Genomic DNA, 18,019 nt, shown 5'->3' with positions numbered 1-18,019 from the left:
GGTGTTGAATGACAGAGGTTGCCATAGTGGAGTCCGATGGCTGAGCCAGAACAATTGGTGGTCGAGGCCGAACGGCAGGCGGCGGCCGCGACCACCCTCGATGAACTGAGCGCGGTGCGGACCGCGGTGACCGGCAAGCGCTCTTCGCTGGTGGCGGCCCGCAAGGCCTTGGGCGACATGGCGCCCGACGCCCGGAAGCAGGCCGGACAGGCCTTGAACGCCGCCAAAGCATCCATCGACGAGATCCTGAGCGCCCGCGAGGCCGAGCTGTCGGCCGCCGCCCGGGCCGAGAAGCTGGCTGCTGAGCGGCTCGACCTCACCGAGGTCACCGAGCACCCCGCCAATGGGAATCTCCACGTGATCACCCAGACCTGGCAGGAGCTGGAGGATGTGTTCGTCGGTATGGGGTATCGGGTGGCCGAAGGTCCCGAGATCGAGAGCGAGTGGTACAACTTCGGTGCCCTGAACTTCCCCCTCGGGCATCCGGCCCGAGACATGTACGACACCTTGTACGTGGACTACGGCGAGCCGGGCACCACCCTGCTGCGCACCCACACCTCCCCGGTGCAGGCCCGGGTGATGGAGAACCAGGAGCCCCCCATCTATGTGGTGGCCCCCGGCCGGTGCTTCCGCCAGGACACCGCCGATGCCACCCACATGCCGGTGTTCCACCAGATCGAGGGTCTGGTGGTGGACCGCCACACCACCCTGGGCGACCTGGCCGGGACCATCGAGGCGTTCACTGCCGCCTACTTCGGCCCGGGCTTCTCCTCTCGGCTGCGGCCCTCCTATTTCCCGTTTACCGAGCCGTCGGCCGAGTTCGACATTCAGCGCCCCGACGGCACCTGGCTGGAGCTGGGGGGCTGCGGCATGGTGCACCCCAACGTGTTCGAGGCCTGCGGCATCGACCCCGAGCAGTGGCAGGGGTTCGCCTTCGGTTTCGGCATCGACCGCTTGGCTCTCATCCGGTTCGGCATAGACGACCTGCGCGAGCTGTGGACCAACGACATCCGCTTCCTGGGGCAGTTCTGATGGCCCGCACTCCGATGCTTGAGGCGGTAGCGCGATGAAGGTGCTGTTGAGCTGGCTGCGGGACTTCGCCCCCGACATCGACGGCGACCCCGAGCAGTTGGCTGAAGTCCTGGCCGACTTGGGCCTCGCGGTGGAGGAGCTGTCCCACGTGGGGCGGGGGCTGGATGGCATCGTGATCGCCGAGGTATTGGCCACCCGGCCCCACCCCGATGCCGACCGCATTCACCTGGTGGACGTGGACGCCGGCGACGGCGAGGCCCTCCAAGTGTGCTGCGGGGCCTTCAACATGGCGGTGGGCGATCTGGTGCCGCTGGCCACCGTGGGCACCACCATGCCCAACGGCATCGAGATTGCCCGCCGCAAGATGCGGGGAGAGTGGAGCAACGGAATGCTGTGCTCGGGGGCCGAGATCGGCATGGGCGACGACCACGAGGGCATCTTGATCTTGGAACAGGGCCTGTCGCTGGGAGTCCCCTTGGCCGAGGCGCTGGGCATCCACCCCGACGTGTTGTTCGACTTGGAGGTGAACCCCAACCGGCCCGATGCCATGTCGGTGATGGGGGTGGCCCGCGACCTGGCCGCTCGCCTGGGAGTGCCCTTCTCGATCGCGTCCCCCGAAGTTGTCGAGACCGGGATGCCCGCGGCCGAGCGGGCGTCGGTGAGCATTGCCGCCCCCGACTTTTGCCAGCGCTTTGGGGTGCGAGTGCTCGACAATGTGCCTTCCGGACCGTCGCCCCGATGGATGGCCAACCGCCTGTTGGCCGTGGGCCAGCGGCCCATCAACGCAGTGGTCGACCTGTCCAACTACGTGATGTTCGAGTTGGGCCAGCCCAACCACACCTACGACCTCGACCTCGTACCCGGCGGGGAGCTGGGGGTGCGCATGGCCCATCGGGGCGAAGAGTTGATCACTTTGGACGGCACGGCGCGAGTTCTCACTACCTACGACGGGGTGATCGTCAACCGCGACGACGAGGCCATCGGCCTGGCCGGGGTCATGGGCGGGGCCTCCACCGAGATCTCCGCCGACACCCGCTCGGTGCTGCTGGAAGCCGCGTGGTGGGATCCCATGACCATCGCCCGCACTGCCCGACGACTCGGCCTGCGCAGCGAGGCATCGGCTCGATTCGAGCGGGGGGCCGACCCCGAAATCATCCCCATGGCGCTGGACCGCTTCGCCGAGCTAGCCGCCGCCCTCGGATCCACCACTGCCCCCGGCATGATCGACGCCACCGGCAACCGGCCCGAGTCCGCTCCCGTTCGGGTCCGCCCGGAGCGGGTCAACTCCATCTTGGGAACCGACCTGAGCACTGACCAGATGATCGCCCTGTTGGAGCCCATCGGCTTCGCCTGCGATTCGGGAGAAGACAGCCAAGACTTCAACGTCACCATCCCGTCGTGGCGGCTGGATTCGTCCACCGAGATCGACGTGATCGAGGAAGTGGGCCGGCTCCACGGCTTCTCCAAGATCGCTCGCACTGTCCCTGTGACCGAGCAAGCCGGCGCTCTAACCCCCCAACAACAAGACCGTCGTCAGGTCCAGAGGCTGCTCACCGGCATGGGGATCTCCGAGGCCATGCCCCTGCCCTTCCTAGCGCCCGGCGATCTGGCCCGGGCAGGCCTCGGCGACGACGGCATCACCGTGACCAACCCGCTGGTGGCTGAGGAATCCATAATGCGGACCTCGCTGCGCCCCGGTTTGTTGAAGGCAGTGGCCTACAACGCCGCCCGGCGCACCACCGGAGTGTCGCTGTTCGAGGTCGGCCGGGTGAATCCCGGCGGGGGAGAGGGCCTCCCCGACGAACACGAGCACCTCGCCGTGGTCCTGGCCGGCCAAGAGGCCACGGCCGCCACCACGCTGTGGCGCCGCCTGGCCCGCCATTTGACGGTCGCCCGACCCGGCGTGGTCAACGGCCCGGTGGATGGCCTTCACCCAGGACGGTCGGGCCAAGTGCTGGCCGACGGCCAACCGATCGGCGCGCTGGGCGAGATCGACCCCCAGGTGCTGGATGCCTATGAGATCGACGAACGGGTGGCCTGGCTGGAAGTCGACCTTGGATCCTTGTTGGCCGCCGATCGGGGACTAACCCCGTATCGAGCCCCCAGCCGCTACCCGTCCAGCGACGTGGATCTGGCCTTCACCGTCCCCGATGAGGTGTCGGCCGACGAAGTGGCCGCCACCATCGCCGAGGCCGGAGGCGAGCTGCTGGCCACCGTCGCCCTGTTCGACGTGTTTCGCTCCGACCAACTCGGCGAAGGCCGCCGCAGCCTGGCCTTCACCCTCCGCTTCGAAGCCCCCGACCGCACCCTCAACGACGCCGAAGTAGCCCAAGCCCGCCAGTCCTGCATCGACGCCGTCACCAAAGCCCACGACGCCACCCTGCGCGGCTGAGCCGTCAGCTGGGCGCCGCCGCGAAGCCAATGTCGGGAAGACGGGAGCGGATTTCTGGGTCTCGCAGTGCGTCGTCGATGAATAGCTCGGCGTAGGCGAGAATCGTCTCGACATAGCTGATGTACCAGGAGCCGTTGACTTCGGTGACGACCACGAAGGCTTGGTCCAAGCCTTCGGGCAGGGCTTCTTGGGGCAGGCACTCGTCGAACTCGATGAATTCGCTCGAGGACCCGTCAAAATAGGCCGCGTGGCCCTGAGCGCAGAGTCCTTTCCAAGAGGCGTCGAGCTCGAAGAAGACAGACTCGTCGGCGGTCTGCCCGGAGAGCAGGAGGAGCGTGCTGATCGACCCAGATTCAAGGTAGACGGTGGCCTTGCCGTCTCCGGCTGGCTCCTCGCGGGTCGTCACCGCCAACGACACATCGCCCTCCACCTCGATGTTCTCCAGCGACTCGGTCATGGCTTCAACGTCGAACCCGATTTCATCATCGGCCAGCCACTCCTCTACCCGCTCAAGAAGAGCGTTGTAGGCCGGGGTGTAGTCGAGGAAAGCGCCGAGTTCGTCCGGGGGCGAGAAGACGGCGACGGGCTCGAATACACCGTCGGGGTCGCCAGACAGAATCGCATCCCAATGCTCTTCGACACTGCGGCTGTTGACCATTTCCACCAGGTCGTCAATGACTCTCGAGGGGGTTTCCGCGCCGCTCGCCGGGTTGTCCCGGGATGCGGAGAAGTCGGCGGGAGGAAGGCTGAGTATCTGTCGGGCGTATTCGGCGACCGTGTACGAGGCACTGACGAACCACTTTCCGTCGTGCTTCACGGTCATCACAAACAGATCGTCAGGCGCTTGGAGCGTGAACGGAAGGTCGCCGATCTCTCTGTTGGCCTCCCAGATGGCGCTACTGAGTTCTTGGTGTGCTTCTTGAAGGGTGATGGACTCGTGGAAGCTGTCGGCATCCGCGAAGAGAGGGTCGGCGGCCGCGGGATCGAGCGCGATGGCCAACTCGCCTCGCGTCAGGGCCACCAGCGCCACATCGGGGTGCAAGACCGTGGTGCGCATCTCAAGGTCTTCGGCTTCGAAGTCAATGCCTGCCAGCCAGTTCGCGTCCTCGATGATGTCGGCAGCCACGGCCAAGTCGACGGCTTTGGGGTAGAGGTCGGCCGATGTCCCGACCTCGAACGGTGCCATCACGCTCATAACCCCAATCACGTCTTCTCGGCTCATTGCGTCGAAGAGCATTTCGACCGCGCCCTCGGGAGTATCCGTCCCCCGTTTGCTTCCTGTGATACTGGATACCGCGCTGTACACAACCAAGCCTACGAAGGCGAGGCCGAACAGGATCCCGGCAAGGCGTCCTTTCGAGATGTTCCGCATAGTCCTGGCAAAATGTAACAGCGCACGCCCGCGGGTTGGCATCGCCATCTAGCGGTCTGTCGGCCCTGAAGCAGCCCTGCTCCTTTGCCCCACGATGCCTCCAGTGCCGATCAGCAGCCCGCCGACCAAGGCGAGCACAGGGCCAGGCTGAGGCCCTTGGGAGGCCATGTACAGCCCAACGGCCAGTGTGATCGCCGTCCCCGCCCATATATGAGCCGAAGACGCGGTTGGCGGCTTGTGGCGGAAGAGGGCGAGCCAGCATCCGCCGGCCGACAGCGGGAGCAAATACCAGACAGCCCCCACCCATGCTGGGGGCACCCCCTCCACATCCCCGCCGAAGTCGCCGATCAACTCGGCAAGGCGAAAGCCGGTCAGCTCCGACCCGAACACCTCCACCCAAACCGCAAAGCCCGAGACAGCCACCAAGACAGCCCCCAACCCCACAGCCACAGCTCCCGCGGTACGCTGCTTGTCGCGAATCCGAATCTCCCCTGAATCGATCTTCATGAGCCTATAGGGAAGTGCCCCGAGAACGAGTTTGCATGAATATGCAGATTTATGCATACTTTAGTCCATGGGAAAAAAGATCCCGGTTGGGATCATTGGGGCTTCGGGGTATGCCGGGGCGGAGTTGATGCGGTTGCTGGCTCAGCATCCGGGCTTCGATGTGCGCTTTGTGACCGGCGACACCCAGGCGGGGCAGCCGGTGGCCGACCTCTATCCTCACCTGGCTGCGATCGGCGTTGACCAGGAGTTTGTGAAGTACGACTCCGATCTGCTGAGTGACGTTGAACTTGCGTTTTTGGCGCTGCCCCACGGGCAGTCCATGGCTATGGCTGCCGACATTCTGGATCGGGGCAACGTCGCGGTCGACCTGGCTGCCGACTTCCGGCTCAAAGACGCCGGGCAATACCAGCAGTGGTATGGGGAGTCTCACCTTGCCCCCGAACTGCTCGGCCAATTCGCCTACGGCCTGCCCGAACTGTTCAGGGACGAGTTGCCGGGTGCTGCCGCGGTGGCCGTGCCGGGCTGCTATCCCACCGCTGCGGCGCTGGCAGTGGCCCCGCTGGTCCGCTTGGGCCTCATCCAGGTCGAGGGGGTCATTGTGGACGCGGCCAGCGGAGTATCCGGCGCGGGCCGGCCCCCCAAGGCTCACACCACGTTCTGCGCGGTCGATGAGGACTTCACTGCCTATGGGCTGCTCGACCACCGCCACACGCCGGAGATCGAGCAAGCCGCAGGCGCATCGGTGCTGTTCACCCCTCACTTGGCACCGATGAACCGGGGCATCTTGGCTACCTGCTACGCGAAGCCCACCGCAGAGACCTCAACAGAGGCCCTGCTCGCTGAGCTGGCCGAGTTCTACGCTGGCGAGCCGTTCATCGTGGTGTCCGAGCGCTCGCCGTCCACCAAGGCCACGCTGGGCTCCAACGCAGCCCATCTCACCGCCCGCTATGACGCCCGCACCAACACAGTGGTGGCGTTGTGCGCCATCGACAACCTGGTGAAGGGCGCAGCCGGACAGGCAATCCAGTGCGCCAACCTGATTTGCGGGCTCGATGAAACCACGGGGCTGACCGCGGTGGGGGTGTACCCATGAGCGTGACCGAAGTCCCAGGGTTCACCGCCGCGGGGGTGACCTGCGGCATCAAGCCCAGTGGCAAGCCCGACCTCGCCATCGTGACCACCGCCGACGGTGCCGCCGTCAGCGCGGCCGGGGTGTTCACCTCCAACAAGATGACCGCGGCCCCAGTGCTGGTATGCCGGGAGCATCTGGCCACCACGGGCGGCAAGGCCGCTGCGGTGGTCCTCAACAGCGGCAATGCCAATGCGGCCACCGGGGCGCAGGGCATGGCCGACGCCCGTCAGATGTGCAAGGAGACCGCTGCCGCCCTGGGAGTAGCCCCTGAAGAAGTGCTGGTGTGCTCCACGGGGCTTATCGGCTACGCCCTGCCCATGGAGGCGGTGTCGGCTGGGATCACCGCCGCGGCCGCTGCCCAAACCGCCGAGGGCGGCCCCCAAGCAGCCGAGGCCATCATGACCACCGATACCGTCTCCAAACAGGTGGTTGTTGCCGGCAACGGCTTCACCGTCGGAGGCATCGCCAAGGGCGCCGCCATGCTGGAGCCCAATATGGCCACCATGCTGGCCGTGCTGGTCACCGATGCGGCGGCCGACCCCGAAACTCTCCAGCAGGCGCTCAGAGCTGGAGTGGCGGGCACGTTCAACACCTTGACGGTGGACGGCGCCGAGTCCACCAACGACACCGTGCTGATCTTGGCCAACGGGCAGGCCGGCCCGGTCGATCCCGGCGCCCTCACCCAGGCCATCGCTGACGCCTGCGAGAGCCTGGCCCTCCAGATGGCCGACGACGCCGAGGGCTCTACCAAGACGGTGTTCCTCCGGGTCACCGGAGCGGCCTCTGATGCCGAGGCGGCCAAGGCGGCTCGGGACACCGCCAACTGCCAGCTCGTGAAGTGCTCCTGGTACGGCCAAGACCCCTACTGGGGTCGCATCGCCTCGGAGATGGGTGCCGCCGGAGTGGCTTTCGACCACACCAACCTGACCATCGCCTACGGACCCCATGTGGTGTACGACCACGGCGAGCCCGCCCATCCCCCCGAGCTGGCCGAGTACATGACCGGTCGTCGGCTCGACCTGCACGTGGACCTCGGTATGGGCGACGGCTCGGCCCGGATCATCACCACCGATCTCACTCACGCTTACATCGACGAGAACATGGGAACGTCATGAGCTTCAAAGCCGAGGACACCGCGGCGATCCTCACGCAGGCCCTGCCCTACATCCAGCGGTTCTCGGGTTCGACCGTGGTGGTGAAATACGGCGGAAGCGCCATGGACAGCAATCACCTGGCCGGGTTCGCGGCCGACATTGTGCTCATGCAATCGGTGGGCATCCGCCCCGTGGTGGTACACGGCGGCGGCCCGCAGATCGGCGAGATGATGGAGCGGCTCGGCTTGCAGCCCCGCTTCGTCGACGGCCTGCGGGTGACCGACGCCGAGACGCTGGACATCGCCCGCATGGTGTTGGTGGGCCGGGTCAACCGCGACATCGTCTCGGCTATCAACGTCCACGGTCCCCTGGCAGTAGGAGTGTCCGGGGAGGACGCTGGCCTGATCCAGGCCCGGGCCGAGAACCCCGAACTGGGCTATGTCGGCACGGTGGACACAGTCAACACCGCCATCATCGACCGGTTGCTGGACGAGAGCCTGATCCCGGTGGTGTCCACCATCGGTGCCGACGCCACCGGTCAAGCGCTCAACATCAACGCCGACACCGTGGCTGGAATCCTGGCCGGGGCGCTGGGGGCGGCCAAGGCGGTCTTCCTCACTGACGTGGAGGGCCTGTACGCCGATCCCGGCGACCCGGCCACCCTCATCAGCGTGACCACCGCTTCTGATCTGGACACCATGATCGCCGCGGGGGAATTGGCCGGGGGCATGATCCCCAAGGCCACCGCGGCCATCCACGCGGTTCGCCACGGTGTGGCCTCGGCCCACATGGTGAACGGCACCACCCCCCACGTGCTGCTGCTGGAGCTGTTCACCGATTCCGGGGTTGGCACCATGGTCTACCCCGACTCCGCCGATCAGGAGGCCGCCCCATGAGCACTCACACCGATGCGGTAGGAGTCGACTCCGGACCCTGCCCGCTCATGCCCACCTACGGTCCGCCTCCGGTCATGTTCGTGCGGGGGGATGGCTGCTGGCTTTGGGACCGTGACGGCACCCGCTACCTGGACTTCCTCAGCGGCATCGCGGTCGTCAGCCTCGGCCACGCCCATCCCAAGGTGGCCGATGCGGTGGCCGAGCAGGCTCGCACGCTGTGCCATGTGTCCAACCTGTACGCCACCGAGCCCCAGATGCATGTCGCTCGCACCATCGACCGCCTGATCGGGGGTTCTGCGGGCCAGGTGTTTTTCGCCAACAGCGGCGCCGAGTCCAATGAGTGCGCCATCAAGCTGGCCCGCAAATGGGGCGGACCCGGCCGCTACACCGTTATCAGCGCTGGCCGGTCATTCCACGGCCGGACGCTGGCCACGCTGCACGCCACCGGCCAGGCCGAGAAGCACGAGGTCTTCCAGCCCCTGCCCGAGGGATTCCGCCATGTGCCCTGGGATGACATCGCCGAGCTGGAGAAGGCCATCGATGACACCACCGCGGCGGTGCTGCTGGAGCCCATTCAGGGAGAAGGGGGCATCAACGTCCCGTCTGACGGCTATCTCCAAGCGGTGCGAGCACTGTGCGACGACCGGAGCCTGTTGTTCATGCTCGACGAGGTGCAAACCGGCTTGGCCCGCACCGGCCGCTGGTTCGCCCACCACCACGACGGCGTCGAGCCAGACGTGGTGACCATGGCCAAGGCGCTGGGCAATGGCATGCCCATCGGGGCCTGCTGGGCCCGGGAAGAAGTCGCTGCTGCGTTCAAGCCCGGTGACCACGCCACCACCTTCGGCGGCCAGCCATTGGCGGCGTCGGCGGCCAAAGCAACGCTGGGGGTGATGGAGGAGCTGGACCTGCCCGCCATGGCGGCTCAAGCTGGAGAAACGATGCGCATGGCAGTAGAGGCGCTCGACGGAGTGGCCAGCGTGCGGGGCCGAGGGCTATTGCTAGGCGTGGAGCTGGCCGGTGAACGGTCTGCCGCCGAGGTGGTAACTGCGGGTATGGCCGAAGGCTTAGTGCTGGGCACCGCCGGGGCCACCTCACTGCGGATCGCGCCGCCCCTCATCATCAGCGACGAAGAGATCGCTCACGGCGTGGCCGTGCTCGACAAGGTATTGCAGTCATGAAGCCCCCCCGCCACCTCCTCGAGGTCGACGACCTCAGCCCAGCAGAGCTAGCCGAAGTTCTGGACCTGGCTGACGATCCGTCTCCACCTCAAGCTCTGGACGGCAAGGGCATGGCCCTGTTGTTCGAGAAACCCTCAGCCCGGACCCGCCACTCCATGGAGATGGCCGTGGTGCAGTTGGGCGGCCACCCAGTGTCGGTTGCCAAGGGCGAGGTGGATATCGACAACCGGGAGTCCGCCGAAGACGTCGCCCGCACCCTGGCCTGCTACCACGCGGCCATCGGCGCCCGGGTGTTCGATCACAACCTGCTGACGCGCATGGCCGCAGTCAGCCCGGTACCGGTGGTCAACATGCTGAGCGACCAGGCCCACCCCTTGCAGGCTCTGGGCGATCTGCTGACCGTAAAGCAGGCGTTCGGGGGGATCAGCGGGCACCGCATCGCCTTCGTGGGCGATGCCAACAACGTGTCCCGGTCGTTGGCCATCGCAGCCGGTCTGGCCGGTACCGAATTCGTCATATCCGGCCCGCCGGGCTACCGGCTCAGCAGCGCTGATCTGGATCGCATTTCCGCTACCGGCGGCACCGCGGAGATCATCGACGACCCCGCTGAGGCAGTGGCCGATGCCCATGTGGTGTACACCGACGTGTGGGTCTCAATGGGTGAAGAGAAGCAGTCCTCGGAGAAGATGGACGCCTTCGCCAGCTACACCGTCGACGAGGCGCTCATGGGTCAGGCCGCCTCCGACGCCATCTTCCTGCACTGCCTACCCGCCCGACCCGGTCTCGAAGTAACCGAGGGAGTGCTCTACGGCCCTCAGAGCCGGATATGGCAGCAGGCCGAGAACCGGATGCACGCCGCACGCGGCCTGCTCGCATTCCTTTTGGGGGCGTCATGAGGTTGGGGAAGAACCAGCGCCAGCATCGGATCGCCCAAATCCTCCGGCAGGAGTCGGTGTCTAGCCAGGATCACCTGGTGGAACTCTTGACTGCGCAGGGGGTGGCGGTCACCCAGGCCACCGTGTCGCGTGACCTCGACGACCTCGGCGCGGTCAAAGTCCCCACCGGCGGCGGGTCGGTGTACGCCATCCCCGAGTTGCCCTCCGAGCAGGTCGCCCCCGACGATCATCTTCGGCGGGTGCTGGGGGAGTGGGTGGTGGCCGTGGGCCGCTCCCAGAACTTGGTGGTGCTTAACACTCCGCCGGGGTCGGCCCACGTGGTCGGCTCGGCCATCGACCGCTCGGCAGTGGACGGCGTGTTGGGCACCGTGGCCGGCGACGACACCGTGCTGGTGGTGGCCACCGAGCAAGCCGGCGGCAGCGCGGTGGCCGACTTCTTCCGCTCGCTGTCCGGGCTTACCGACCCGGCGGAGCCCGCCCTCATGGAGGAGAGTTCGTGAACCAGAACCTGAACAAGATCGTGTTGGCCTACTCCGGCGGTTTGGACACCTCGGTGATCCTGCGCTGGTTGCAGGACACCTACGGCTGCGAGGTGGTCACCTTCACCGCTGATCTGGGCCAAGGCGAGGAGTTGGAACCGGCCCGGGCCAAAGCGGAGGCCATGGGCGTGGAGGAGATCTACATCGAAGATCTGCGGGAGGAGTTCGTCGCCGACTTCGTGTTCCCGATGTTCCGGGCCAACGCCATCTACGAGGGGGAATACCTCCTGGGCACCTCTATCGCCCGCCCGCTCATTGCCAAGCGGCTAGTGGAGATCGCCGCCGAGGTGGGCGCCGACGCCGTCTCCCACGGCGCCACAGGCAAGGGCAACGACCAAGTCCGCTTCGAGCTGGGGGCCTACGCCCTGAACCCCGACATCTCGGTGGTGGCCCCGTGGCGCATCTGGGACCTGGGCTCCCGGGAAAAACTGGTGGCCTACGCCGGCGAGCACGGCATCCCCATCGAGGCCGAGCGGGAAGGCGGCTCACCATTCTCCATGGACGCCAACCTGCTCCACATCTCCTACGAGGGCGGTCCGCTGGAGGATCCGTGGTACGAGCCTCCCGAAGAGATGTGGCGCTGGTCGGTGTCGCCGGAGAATGCCCCCGACACCCCGACCGAGATCGAGCTCACATTCCAAGGCGGCGACATCACCGCTATCGACGACCAGCCTCTCAGTCCGGCCGCGGTGCTGGCCGAGCTGAACCGCATTGGCGGGGCCAACGGCATCGGCCGACTCGACTTGGTGGAGAACCGCTACGTGGGCATGAAGTCGAGGGGCTGCTACGAGACCCCCGGCGGCACCATCATGCTCAAGGCCCACCGGGCCATGGAGAGCCTCACCCTCGACCGCGAGGTGGCCCACCTCAAAGATGAGCTCATGCCCCGCTACGCCCAACTCATCTACAACGGCTACTGGTGGAGCCCCGAGCGCCAGATGCTCCAGACCGCCATCGACCACTCACAGCAGCGGGTGAACGGCACCGTGCGGCTCAAGCTGTACCGGGGCAACGTGACCGTTACCGGGCGGCGCTCCGAAGACAGCCTGTTCGACGAGGCGGTGGTCACCTTCGAAGAAGACCAGGGCGCCTACCAGCAGGCCGACGCCGAGGGATTCATCAAGCTCCACGCCCTGCGGCTGCGCACCCTGGCCCAGAGAGCTGGTCCGTCATGAGCACGCTTTGGCACGGCAGGTTCGATGGCGATCCCGCCGACGAGCTGATGGCCTACACCGCCAGCATCGGCTTCGACGTGAGGCTGGCCCCCGACGACATTGCCGGGTCGCGGGCCCACGTCCGGATGCTGGGCCGGGTTGGCTTGCTCACCGACGACGAGGTTGACGAGGTACTGGCCGCGCTCGACCAAGCCGAGGCCGAGTTGGCTTCCGGCGACTTCGTGTTCGCGCCCGGCGACGAGGACATCCACACCGCCATCGAGCGCCGGGTTACCGAGTTGGCCGGACCTGCCGGGGCCAAGCTCCACACCGGTCGCAGCCGCAACGACCAGGTGGCAACCGATCTGCGCCTGTTAGCCAAACGGGAGCTGGCCGCCATCGCCGCCGACGTGATCGCCCTCCAGCAGGTGCTGCTCGAGCGGGCTACTGCCGCGGGTGATTCCTACCTGCCGGGCTACACCCATCTCCAGCGGGCCCAGCCGGTGCTGCTGGCCCACCATCTGCTGGCCCACGGCTGGGCGTTGGCCCGGGATGTGGACCGATTGGCCAACGCCCGCGCCCGCTTGGACGTGAGCCCCCTGGGGGCGGGCGCGGTGGCCGGTTCTTCGCTGCCCCTGGATCCCGACATGACCGCGGCCGAGTTGGGCTTTGCCGCCCGGTTCGACAACTCCATCGACGCGGTGTCCGACCGGGACTTCGTGGCCGAGAGCCTGTTCGCCCTGACCATGGTGGCCATCCACCTGTCCCGGCTTGGCGAGGAGATCGTGTTCTGGACCTCAGAGGAGGCCGGCTTCGCCACCCTCGACGACGCCTACGCCACCGGCAGCTCCATGCTGCCCCAGAAGAAGAACCCCGACATCGCCGAGTTGGCCCGGGCCAAGGCCGGCCGACTCATCGGCAACCTCACCGGCTTGCTGGCCACTCTCAAGGGGCTGCCGCTGGCCTATAACCGCGACCTTCAAGAAGACAAGGAGCCCCTGTTCGACGCGTTCGACCAAGTGCGCCTCGGTGTGCGGGCCATGACCGGACTGATGTCTTCCATCGCCTTCAACGCCGAAGCCATGGCCGCAGCCGCCGACGCCCCCACCTCAGCGGCCACCGACCTGGCTGAGTACCTAGTAGCCCAAGGCACGCCGTTCCGCGACGCCCACGCAGTGGTCGGCGACCTGGTCCGCCGCAGCCTGGAGGGAGAAGCGTCCCTGGTCGATCTGGTACGGACCGACCCCCGCTTAGGCGATGCCGCCGCCGAACTGCTCGCCCCTGGCGTCCCGGTCACCCGCCGCACCACCCCCGGCGGCGCCGGCCCCGAGCCCGTAGCCGCGCAGCTCGAAAAATTCAGCGCCCGCCTCAACGCCGACGCCGCCCGCTTCAATCTCTCGCAGTCCTGATCTTTAGCCGTTTGCTGTTATCCGGCCATGTAATTGTGCAAGTGGCACCTGATAGCCCGGTGCTCCCCTGAGCACACTGAGAAGATCGAAGAACACTGCGGGGATGTGAAACACGACTCCAACAAACGAGATCTGCTGGTCGATGAAGCGGTAGAACGTGTCGGCCGCTGGCTGAACGCAGGTGGGCAGCCGACGTCGAAGGAGGAGCGCAGCACCGCGAGGCGACTCTCTGAAATGGTGGCCGACGGGTCTGGAGTTGCTTTCGCGGCGCGGTTTGTAGACAGGGTGATTCGCCCCGAGGACCGCTCTACTGCGGCGGTGCAGCTCGCCTCGCTAGCACATGAGATGGAGCTGCCATCATTCCTGTCCCCGTTCGACAGGTTGCTTATCCGCCTAGGGGCCCGGATCGGCCCGCTACTGCCGTGGGTCGTCATGCCACTGGCCGAGCGCCGGATGAGGGGGTTGATTGGCCACCTCGTCGTTGACTCCGACCTTGGTCGGTTGAGTGCGCACCTTCGAAGGAGAAAATCAGAGGGGTTCTCGTTGAACGTGAACCTGCTCGGGGAGGCCGTCCTAGGCAATGCTGAAGCCGAACGGCGCCGCGAAGAGGTCATTAACTTACTGAGGCTGCCGGAAGTGGATTACGTCTCGGTCAAAGTGTCTTCGGTTGTGGCGCAGATCAACCATTGGGATTTCGAAGGCTCGTTGTCACGAGTAGTTGAGGACCTTCGCCCCCTGTTTCGAGCCGCGGCAGCCGCCTCACCTCCGAAGTTCATCAACTTGGACATGGAGGAGTACAACGACTTGGAGCTGACTCTTGCTGCCTTTCAAAGGCTGCTCAAGATGCCGGAGTTCCACACGGTGAACGCAGGCATCGCGTTGCAGGCGTACCTACCGGATTCATTCGCCGCACTCCAATCCCTCGTTGACTGGCACAGCGAGCAGGCTCGCGGCCGGAACGACCGCCGTCCTCAGAGCCCAATCAGAGTTCGGCTGGTGAAGGGAGCCAACCTTGGAATGGAAAGAGTTGAAGCAGCTATGCGCGGCTGGCCCCAGACCCCCTTCCTGTCGAAAGCAGAAACTGATGCCAACTTCAAGCGCTGTCTCGACTGGGTGCTGACGCCTGAGCGCACTGCCGCGGTTCGAATTGGGGTCGCCAGCCACAACCTGTTTGATCTCGCCTGGGCCGACCTGCTTGCCAGCCAGCGTGGGGTCAGCCATTGCGTAGGATTCGAAATGCTTGAAGGCATGGCCCCTGCCCAGGCAAGGCTGCTGCTCGGTGAGGGCAAGGAGGTTCTGCTCTACCTGCCGGTTGTCGCCGAGCAAGACTTCGATGTCGCCATCAGTTATCTGTTTCGACGCCTTCAGGAGAACGCTTCCCCAGAGAACTTCATCCACAAGTTGTTCGATCTTGACCGCAGCAGCACCGACTTCGAGTCGGAAGCGGCCAAATTCCGCACTGCGGTTGCCGAGCGTCTCTCAGTTTCGGACGCCCCGCGTCGGCAACAGGATCGCCGACGGTTGTCGGCTGTTGTCGACCATCGCAGCGAGTTCTTCAACGAGCCCGATACCGATCCTGCCCTGGAAGGCAATAGGGCTTGGGCCCTGAATCTGCTCAACCGGAAATGGTCCGGACCGGAGACCCGAGTCGCTGACTCCGTTGAGGAGGTAGATAAGGCGATCGCGTTGGCGGTTGACGCGCAACGCCGCTGGATGCAGCTTCCGCTTGCCGATCGGCGCGAGATCCTCTGGCGGGTGGCCGACCAGATGGGCAGGAGGCGGGGTGACTTCGTTGCTGCCATGGTGAATGAAGGTCACAAGACCCTTGATCAAGCTGATCCCGAAGTGTCGGAGGCGATCGATTTTGCCCGCTGGTATGGGGACCGCGCCATGGCCCTCGACCGTTCACAGGCCGCTCGATTCGAGCCATTCGGTGTGGTGCTGGTTGTGCCGCCGTGGAACTTTCCCGTTGCGATCCCCGCCGGAGGGGTCCTAGCCACGCTGGCTGCAGGGAACGCGGCGATTCTGAAGCCAGCACCCGAAACGCCCGCCTGCGCCGAACTCATCGCACAATGCTGCTGGCAAGCCGGAGTGCCCCGAGACTTGGTTCAATTCATCCGCACTCCTGACAATGAGATCGGCCAGCACCTAGTCGCCCATCCGGGAGTTGACGCGGTGATCCTCACCGGAGCGCTCGAGACGGCCAAGATGTTCCAGGCTTGGAAACCGCGGCTGCGGCTGTTCGCTGAGACCTCGGGAAAGAACGCTCTCGTCATCACTCCGAGCGCCGACATTGACTTGGCGGTGGCCGACCTTGTGGCATCAGCCTTCGGTCATTCAGGCCAGAAATGCTCGGCGGCGAGCTTGGCCATCTGCGTCGCCGATGCATACGAGTCGCCGCGGCTGCGACGCCAACTTATTGACGCAGTCACCACTCTGTCGGTCGGTTCCAGTACCCGGATCAGCACCACGATGGGGCCGATCATCGGGAAGGCTCACGGGAAGCTGTTGCGGGCACTCACGCAGCTCGACCCCGGCGAAGAGTGGTTGGTGAAGCCCCGGCAACTCGACTCCTGCTTATGGACTCCCGGGGTCAGGATCGGTGTAGTCCCGGGCTCCTGGTTCGCCCAGACAGAGTGTTTCGGGCCAGTGCTCGGGCTGATACACGCCGAATCTCTCGACCAGGCCATCGCTATTCAGAACAGCACGTCTTTCGGATTGACCGGCGGCATCCACTCGCTGGACCCAGCTGAGGTAAGCCGGTGGGTCGAAGCGGTGGAGGTGGGCAACGCCTATGTGAATCGCTCCACCACCGGAGCAATCGTGGCGCGGCAGCCGTTCGGCGGGTGGAAGCACTCCTGCGTCGGACCAGGAGCCAAAACAGGGGGGCCGAACTATGTCGGCCAACTCGGCACTTGGACTCCCGTAGACGAAGAACTGACCGACGAAGAGTGGCTCGACCGGGCCCAAGCCAGTGACGAAGCAGCATGGCGCACCGAATTTTCCGTCGAGCACGACCCCGCGGGATTGTTCTGCGAGTCCAACATCCTGCGGTATCGGCCGTTGAGCCGGGTAGGGCTGAGAATAGAGGCTGATGCTGCCGGGCGCGATGTAGCCCGAATTCGGGCCGCTGCCCGACGGTGTGGGGTAGAACTCGTTGACTCTTTGGCCGCAGATGAGACAGGAGGGACGTTTGGCGCTCGACTCGGCTCGCTGGAGGTGCAGAGAATTCGGTCGGTCGGGTCGTCAGATGAGAGTTTGCGGGCGGCGGCGCAGGAGGCCGGAATCCACTTTGTCGACGATCCGGTCACCCGTGACGGGCGAATTGAATTGCTGCACTACCTACGCGAGCAGACGATCAGTCGAACCGTCCATCGCTACGGAAATGTGTGGCAATGAGATTCCTTGACTCCGGCCAGATTCGGTCTGCCACCGTCTGGGACGAGTTGATCGACGCCATCGCCGAGATCATTGCTGACGATGCGGTGGTTGCTCCCGACCGCCAAGTCCTCTCGATGGGCCGGCCAGGTGAAGAGCCAGCCTCTCTCCTCTTGATGCCAGGTTGGATCAACCGTGAAATTGTGGGGGTCAAAGCGGCTACCTTTTTCCCCTCCAACGCTGGCACCTCGTCGTCCACCATCCACGCGATCTATCTCTGTTTTGACGGACAAAACGGCAAGCTGAAAGCTGTGCTCGACGGCGATGAGCTCACAGCCCGCCGCACCGCAGCGGTTTCCGCGCTGGCGGCCAGGACTTTGGCCCGGCCCGATGCCGCCCGCCTGTTAGTGGTCGGCACCGGCCAGCTCGCGCCCAACATGGCTCGGGCCCACAGCAAGGTTCGCCGCTTCGAGGCGATCCAGATTTGGGGTCGCAACCCCGCCGCGGCCCGCGAGGTGGCTGAGTTGTTGGCCGCCGAGGGGTTGCCCGCCACAGCCACTTCCGACTTGGACGAGTCCATCGGGCGGGCCGACATCATTTCTTGTGCTACGAGCGCGACCAGCCCCTTAGTCTTCGGTGAGCGGTTGGCGCCGGGCACCCATCTCGACCTGGTTGGCAGCTTCCGCCCAGACATGCGCGAGGTCGACGATGCCGCTATCACGCAGGCTGCTCTGTTCGTGGACACCGTGCCCGGCGCAGTCCAGTCAGGCGACCTAGCTCAACCGCTGGCTGACGGGGCAATCTCTGAAGAGTCGATCATCGCCGACCTCCGTTCGCTGGTGACCGATCGCCATCCTGGCCGACGCATCCCCGAGGAGGTCACCGTGTTCAAGTCAGCCGGTTTCGCCCTAGCTGACCTCGCGGCCGCCCGGTTAGCCCTGCGCCAAGTCGATCACCATCCCTTCGAATGAAGCGAAACGCATATTTGCTAAGCAATGCTTATGCAAGCTGCCCATAAGCAGTGGCAGGGTTCGCCT

14 protein-coding genes are annotated in these 18,019 nt (G+C 65.6%); 12 read left to right on the top strand and 2 right to left on the bottom strand.

Features of this window, described 5'->3' with window-relative positions; translation table 11 throughout:
- Nucleotides 1–36: 36 nt before the first annotated feature.
- On the top strand, nt 37–1,032 hold the full coding sequence (gene pheS, locus ACOGI7_RS09175; RefSeq protein ID WP_419848454.1) for a phenylalanine--tRNA ligase subunit alpha: 996 nt from the start codon (nt 37–39) through the stop codon (nt 1,030–1,032).
- Between the two features lie 34 nt (nt 1,033–1,066).
- Nucleotides 1,067–3,424: a phenylalanine--tRNA ligase subunit beta gene (pheT, locus tag ACOGI7_RS09170; RefSeq protein ID WP_419848453.1), complete on the top strand. Its 2,358-nt coding sequence runs from the start codon at nt 1,067–1,069 to the stop codon at nt 3,422–3,424.
- Nucleotides 3,425–3,428: 4 nt separating this feature from the next.
- Here the strand turns inward: pheT and ACOGI7_RS09165 are convergent, their stop codons facing one another.
- Nucleotides 3,429–4,661: a hypothetical protein gene (locus tag ACOGI7_RS09165; protein WP_419848452.1), complete on the bottom strand. Its 1,233-nt coding sequence runs from the start codon at nt 4,659–4,661 to the stop codon at nt 3,429–3,431.
- A gap of 183 nt (nt 4,662–4,844) precedes the next feature.
- Nucleotides 4,845–5,303: a hypothetical protein gene (locus tag ACOGI7_RS09160; protein WP_419848451.1), complete on the bottom strand. Its 459-nt coding sequence runs from the start codon at nt 5,301–5,303 to the stop codon at nt 4,845–4,847.
- Between the two features lie 67 nt (nt 5,304–5,370).
- On the opposite strand from ACOGI7_RS09160, the gene argC reads away from it, so the two are divergent.
- The 10 genes from argC (at nt 5,371) to ACOGI7_RS09110 (ending at nt 17,953) form a co-directional block, all read left to right on the top strand.
- Nucleotides 5,371–6,396, top strand: coding sequence for an N-acetyl-gamma-glutamyl-phosphate reductase (argC, locus tag ACOGI7_RS09155; protein ID WP_419848450.1), 1,026 nt, complete (start codon nt 5,371–5,373; stop codon nt 6,394–6,396).
- The gene (gene argJ / locus ACOGI7_RS09150; RefSeq protein WP_419848449.1) at nt 6,393–7,550 is read left to right on the top strand and encodes a bifunctional glutamate N-acetyltransferase/amino-acid acetyltransferase ArgJ; all 1,158 of its coding nucleotides are present in this window, start codon (nt 6,393–6,395) and stop codon (nt 7,548–7,550) included. The genes argC and argJ overlap by 4 nt, the downstream gene beginning before the upstream one ends.
- Complete coding sequence (argB, locus tag ACOGI7_RS09145) at nt 7,547–8,425, top strand: acetylglutamate kinase (RefSeq protein ID WP_419848448.1); 879 nt, start codon at nt 7,547–7,549, stop codon at nt 8,423–8,425. The genes argJ and argB overlap by 4 nt, the downstream gene beginning before the upstream one ends.
- A complete protein-coding gene (locus ACOGI7_RS09140; protein WP_419848447.1) occupies nt 8,422–9,606 on the top strand; it encodes an acetylornithine transaminase in 1,185 nt (394 codons plus the stop codon). Before argB ends, ACOGI7_RS09140 begins: the two co-directional genes overlap by 4 nt.
- Nucleotides 9,603–10,502, top strand: coding sequence for an ornithine carbamoyltransferase (gene argF / locus ACOGI7_RS09135; protein ID WP_419848446.1), 900 nt, complete (start codon nt 9,603–9,605; stop codon nt 10,500–10,502). Before ACOGI7_RS09140 ends, argF begins: the two co-directional genes overlap by 4 nt.
- Complete coding sequence (argR, locus tag ACOGI7_RS09130) at nt 10,499–11,002, top strand: arginine repressor (protein ID WP_419848445.1); 504 nt, start codon at nt 10,499–10,501, stop codon at nt 11,000–11,002. The genes argF and argR overlap by 4 nt, the downstream gene beginning before the upstream one ends.
- Complete coding sequence (locus ACOGI7_RS09125; RefSeq protein WP_419848444.1) at nt 10,999–12,216, top strand: argininosuccinate synthase; 1,218 nt, start codon at nt 10,999–11,001, stop codon at nt 12,214–12,216. The genes argR and ACOGI7_RS09125 overlap by 4 nt, the downstream gene beginning before the upstream one ends.
- Complete coding sequence (gene argH / locus ACOGI7_RS09120; RefSeq protein WP_419848443.1) at nt 12,213–13,604, top strand: argininosuccinate lyase; 1,392 nt, start codon at nt 12,213–12,215, stop codon at nt 13,602–13,604. Before ACOGI7_RS09125 ends, argH begins: the two co-directional genes overlap by 4 nt.
- Nucleotides 13,605–13,709: 105 nt before the next feature.
- Nucleotides 13,710–17,003, top strand: coding sequence for a proline dehydrogenase family protein (locus tag ACOGI7_RS09115; protein ID WP_419848442.1), 3,294 nt, complete (start codon nt 13,710–13,712; stop codon nt 17,001–17,003).
- Nucleotides 17,000–17,953 carry an ornithine cyclodeaminase family protein gene (locus ACOGI7_RS09110; protein WP_419848441.1) on the top strand — a complete coding sequence of 318 codons (954 nt, stop codon included), beginning with the start codon at nt 17,000–17,002 and terminating at the stop codon, nt 17,951–17,953. The genes ACOGI7_RS09115 and ACOGI7_RS09110 overlap by 4 nt, the downstream gene beginning before the upstream one ends.
- Nucleotides 17,954–18,019: the final 66 nt, after the last annotated feature.

This window comes from Candidatus Poriferisocius sp. (assembly GCF_965204145.1).
GTDB lineage: Bacteria > Actinomycetota > Acidimicrobiia > Acidimicrobiales > Bin134 > Poriferisocius.
Note: the sequence above shows the minus strand (reverse complement) of the source record. Positions and strands in the feature narration are given on the sequence as shown.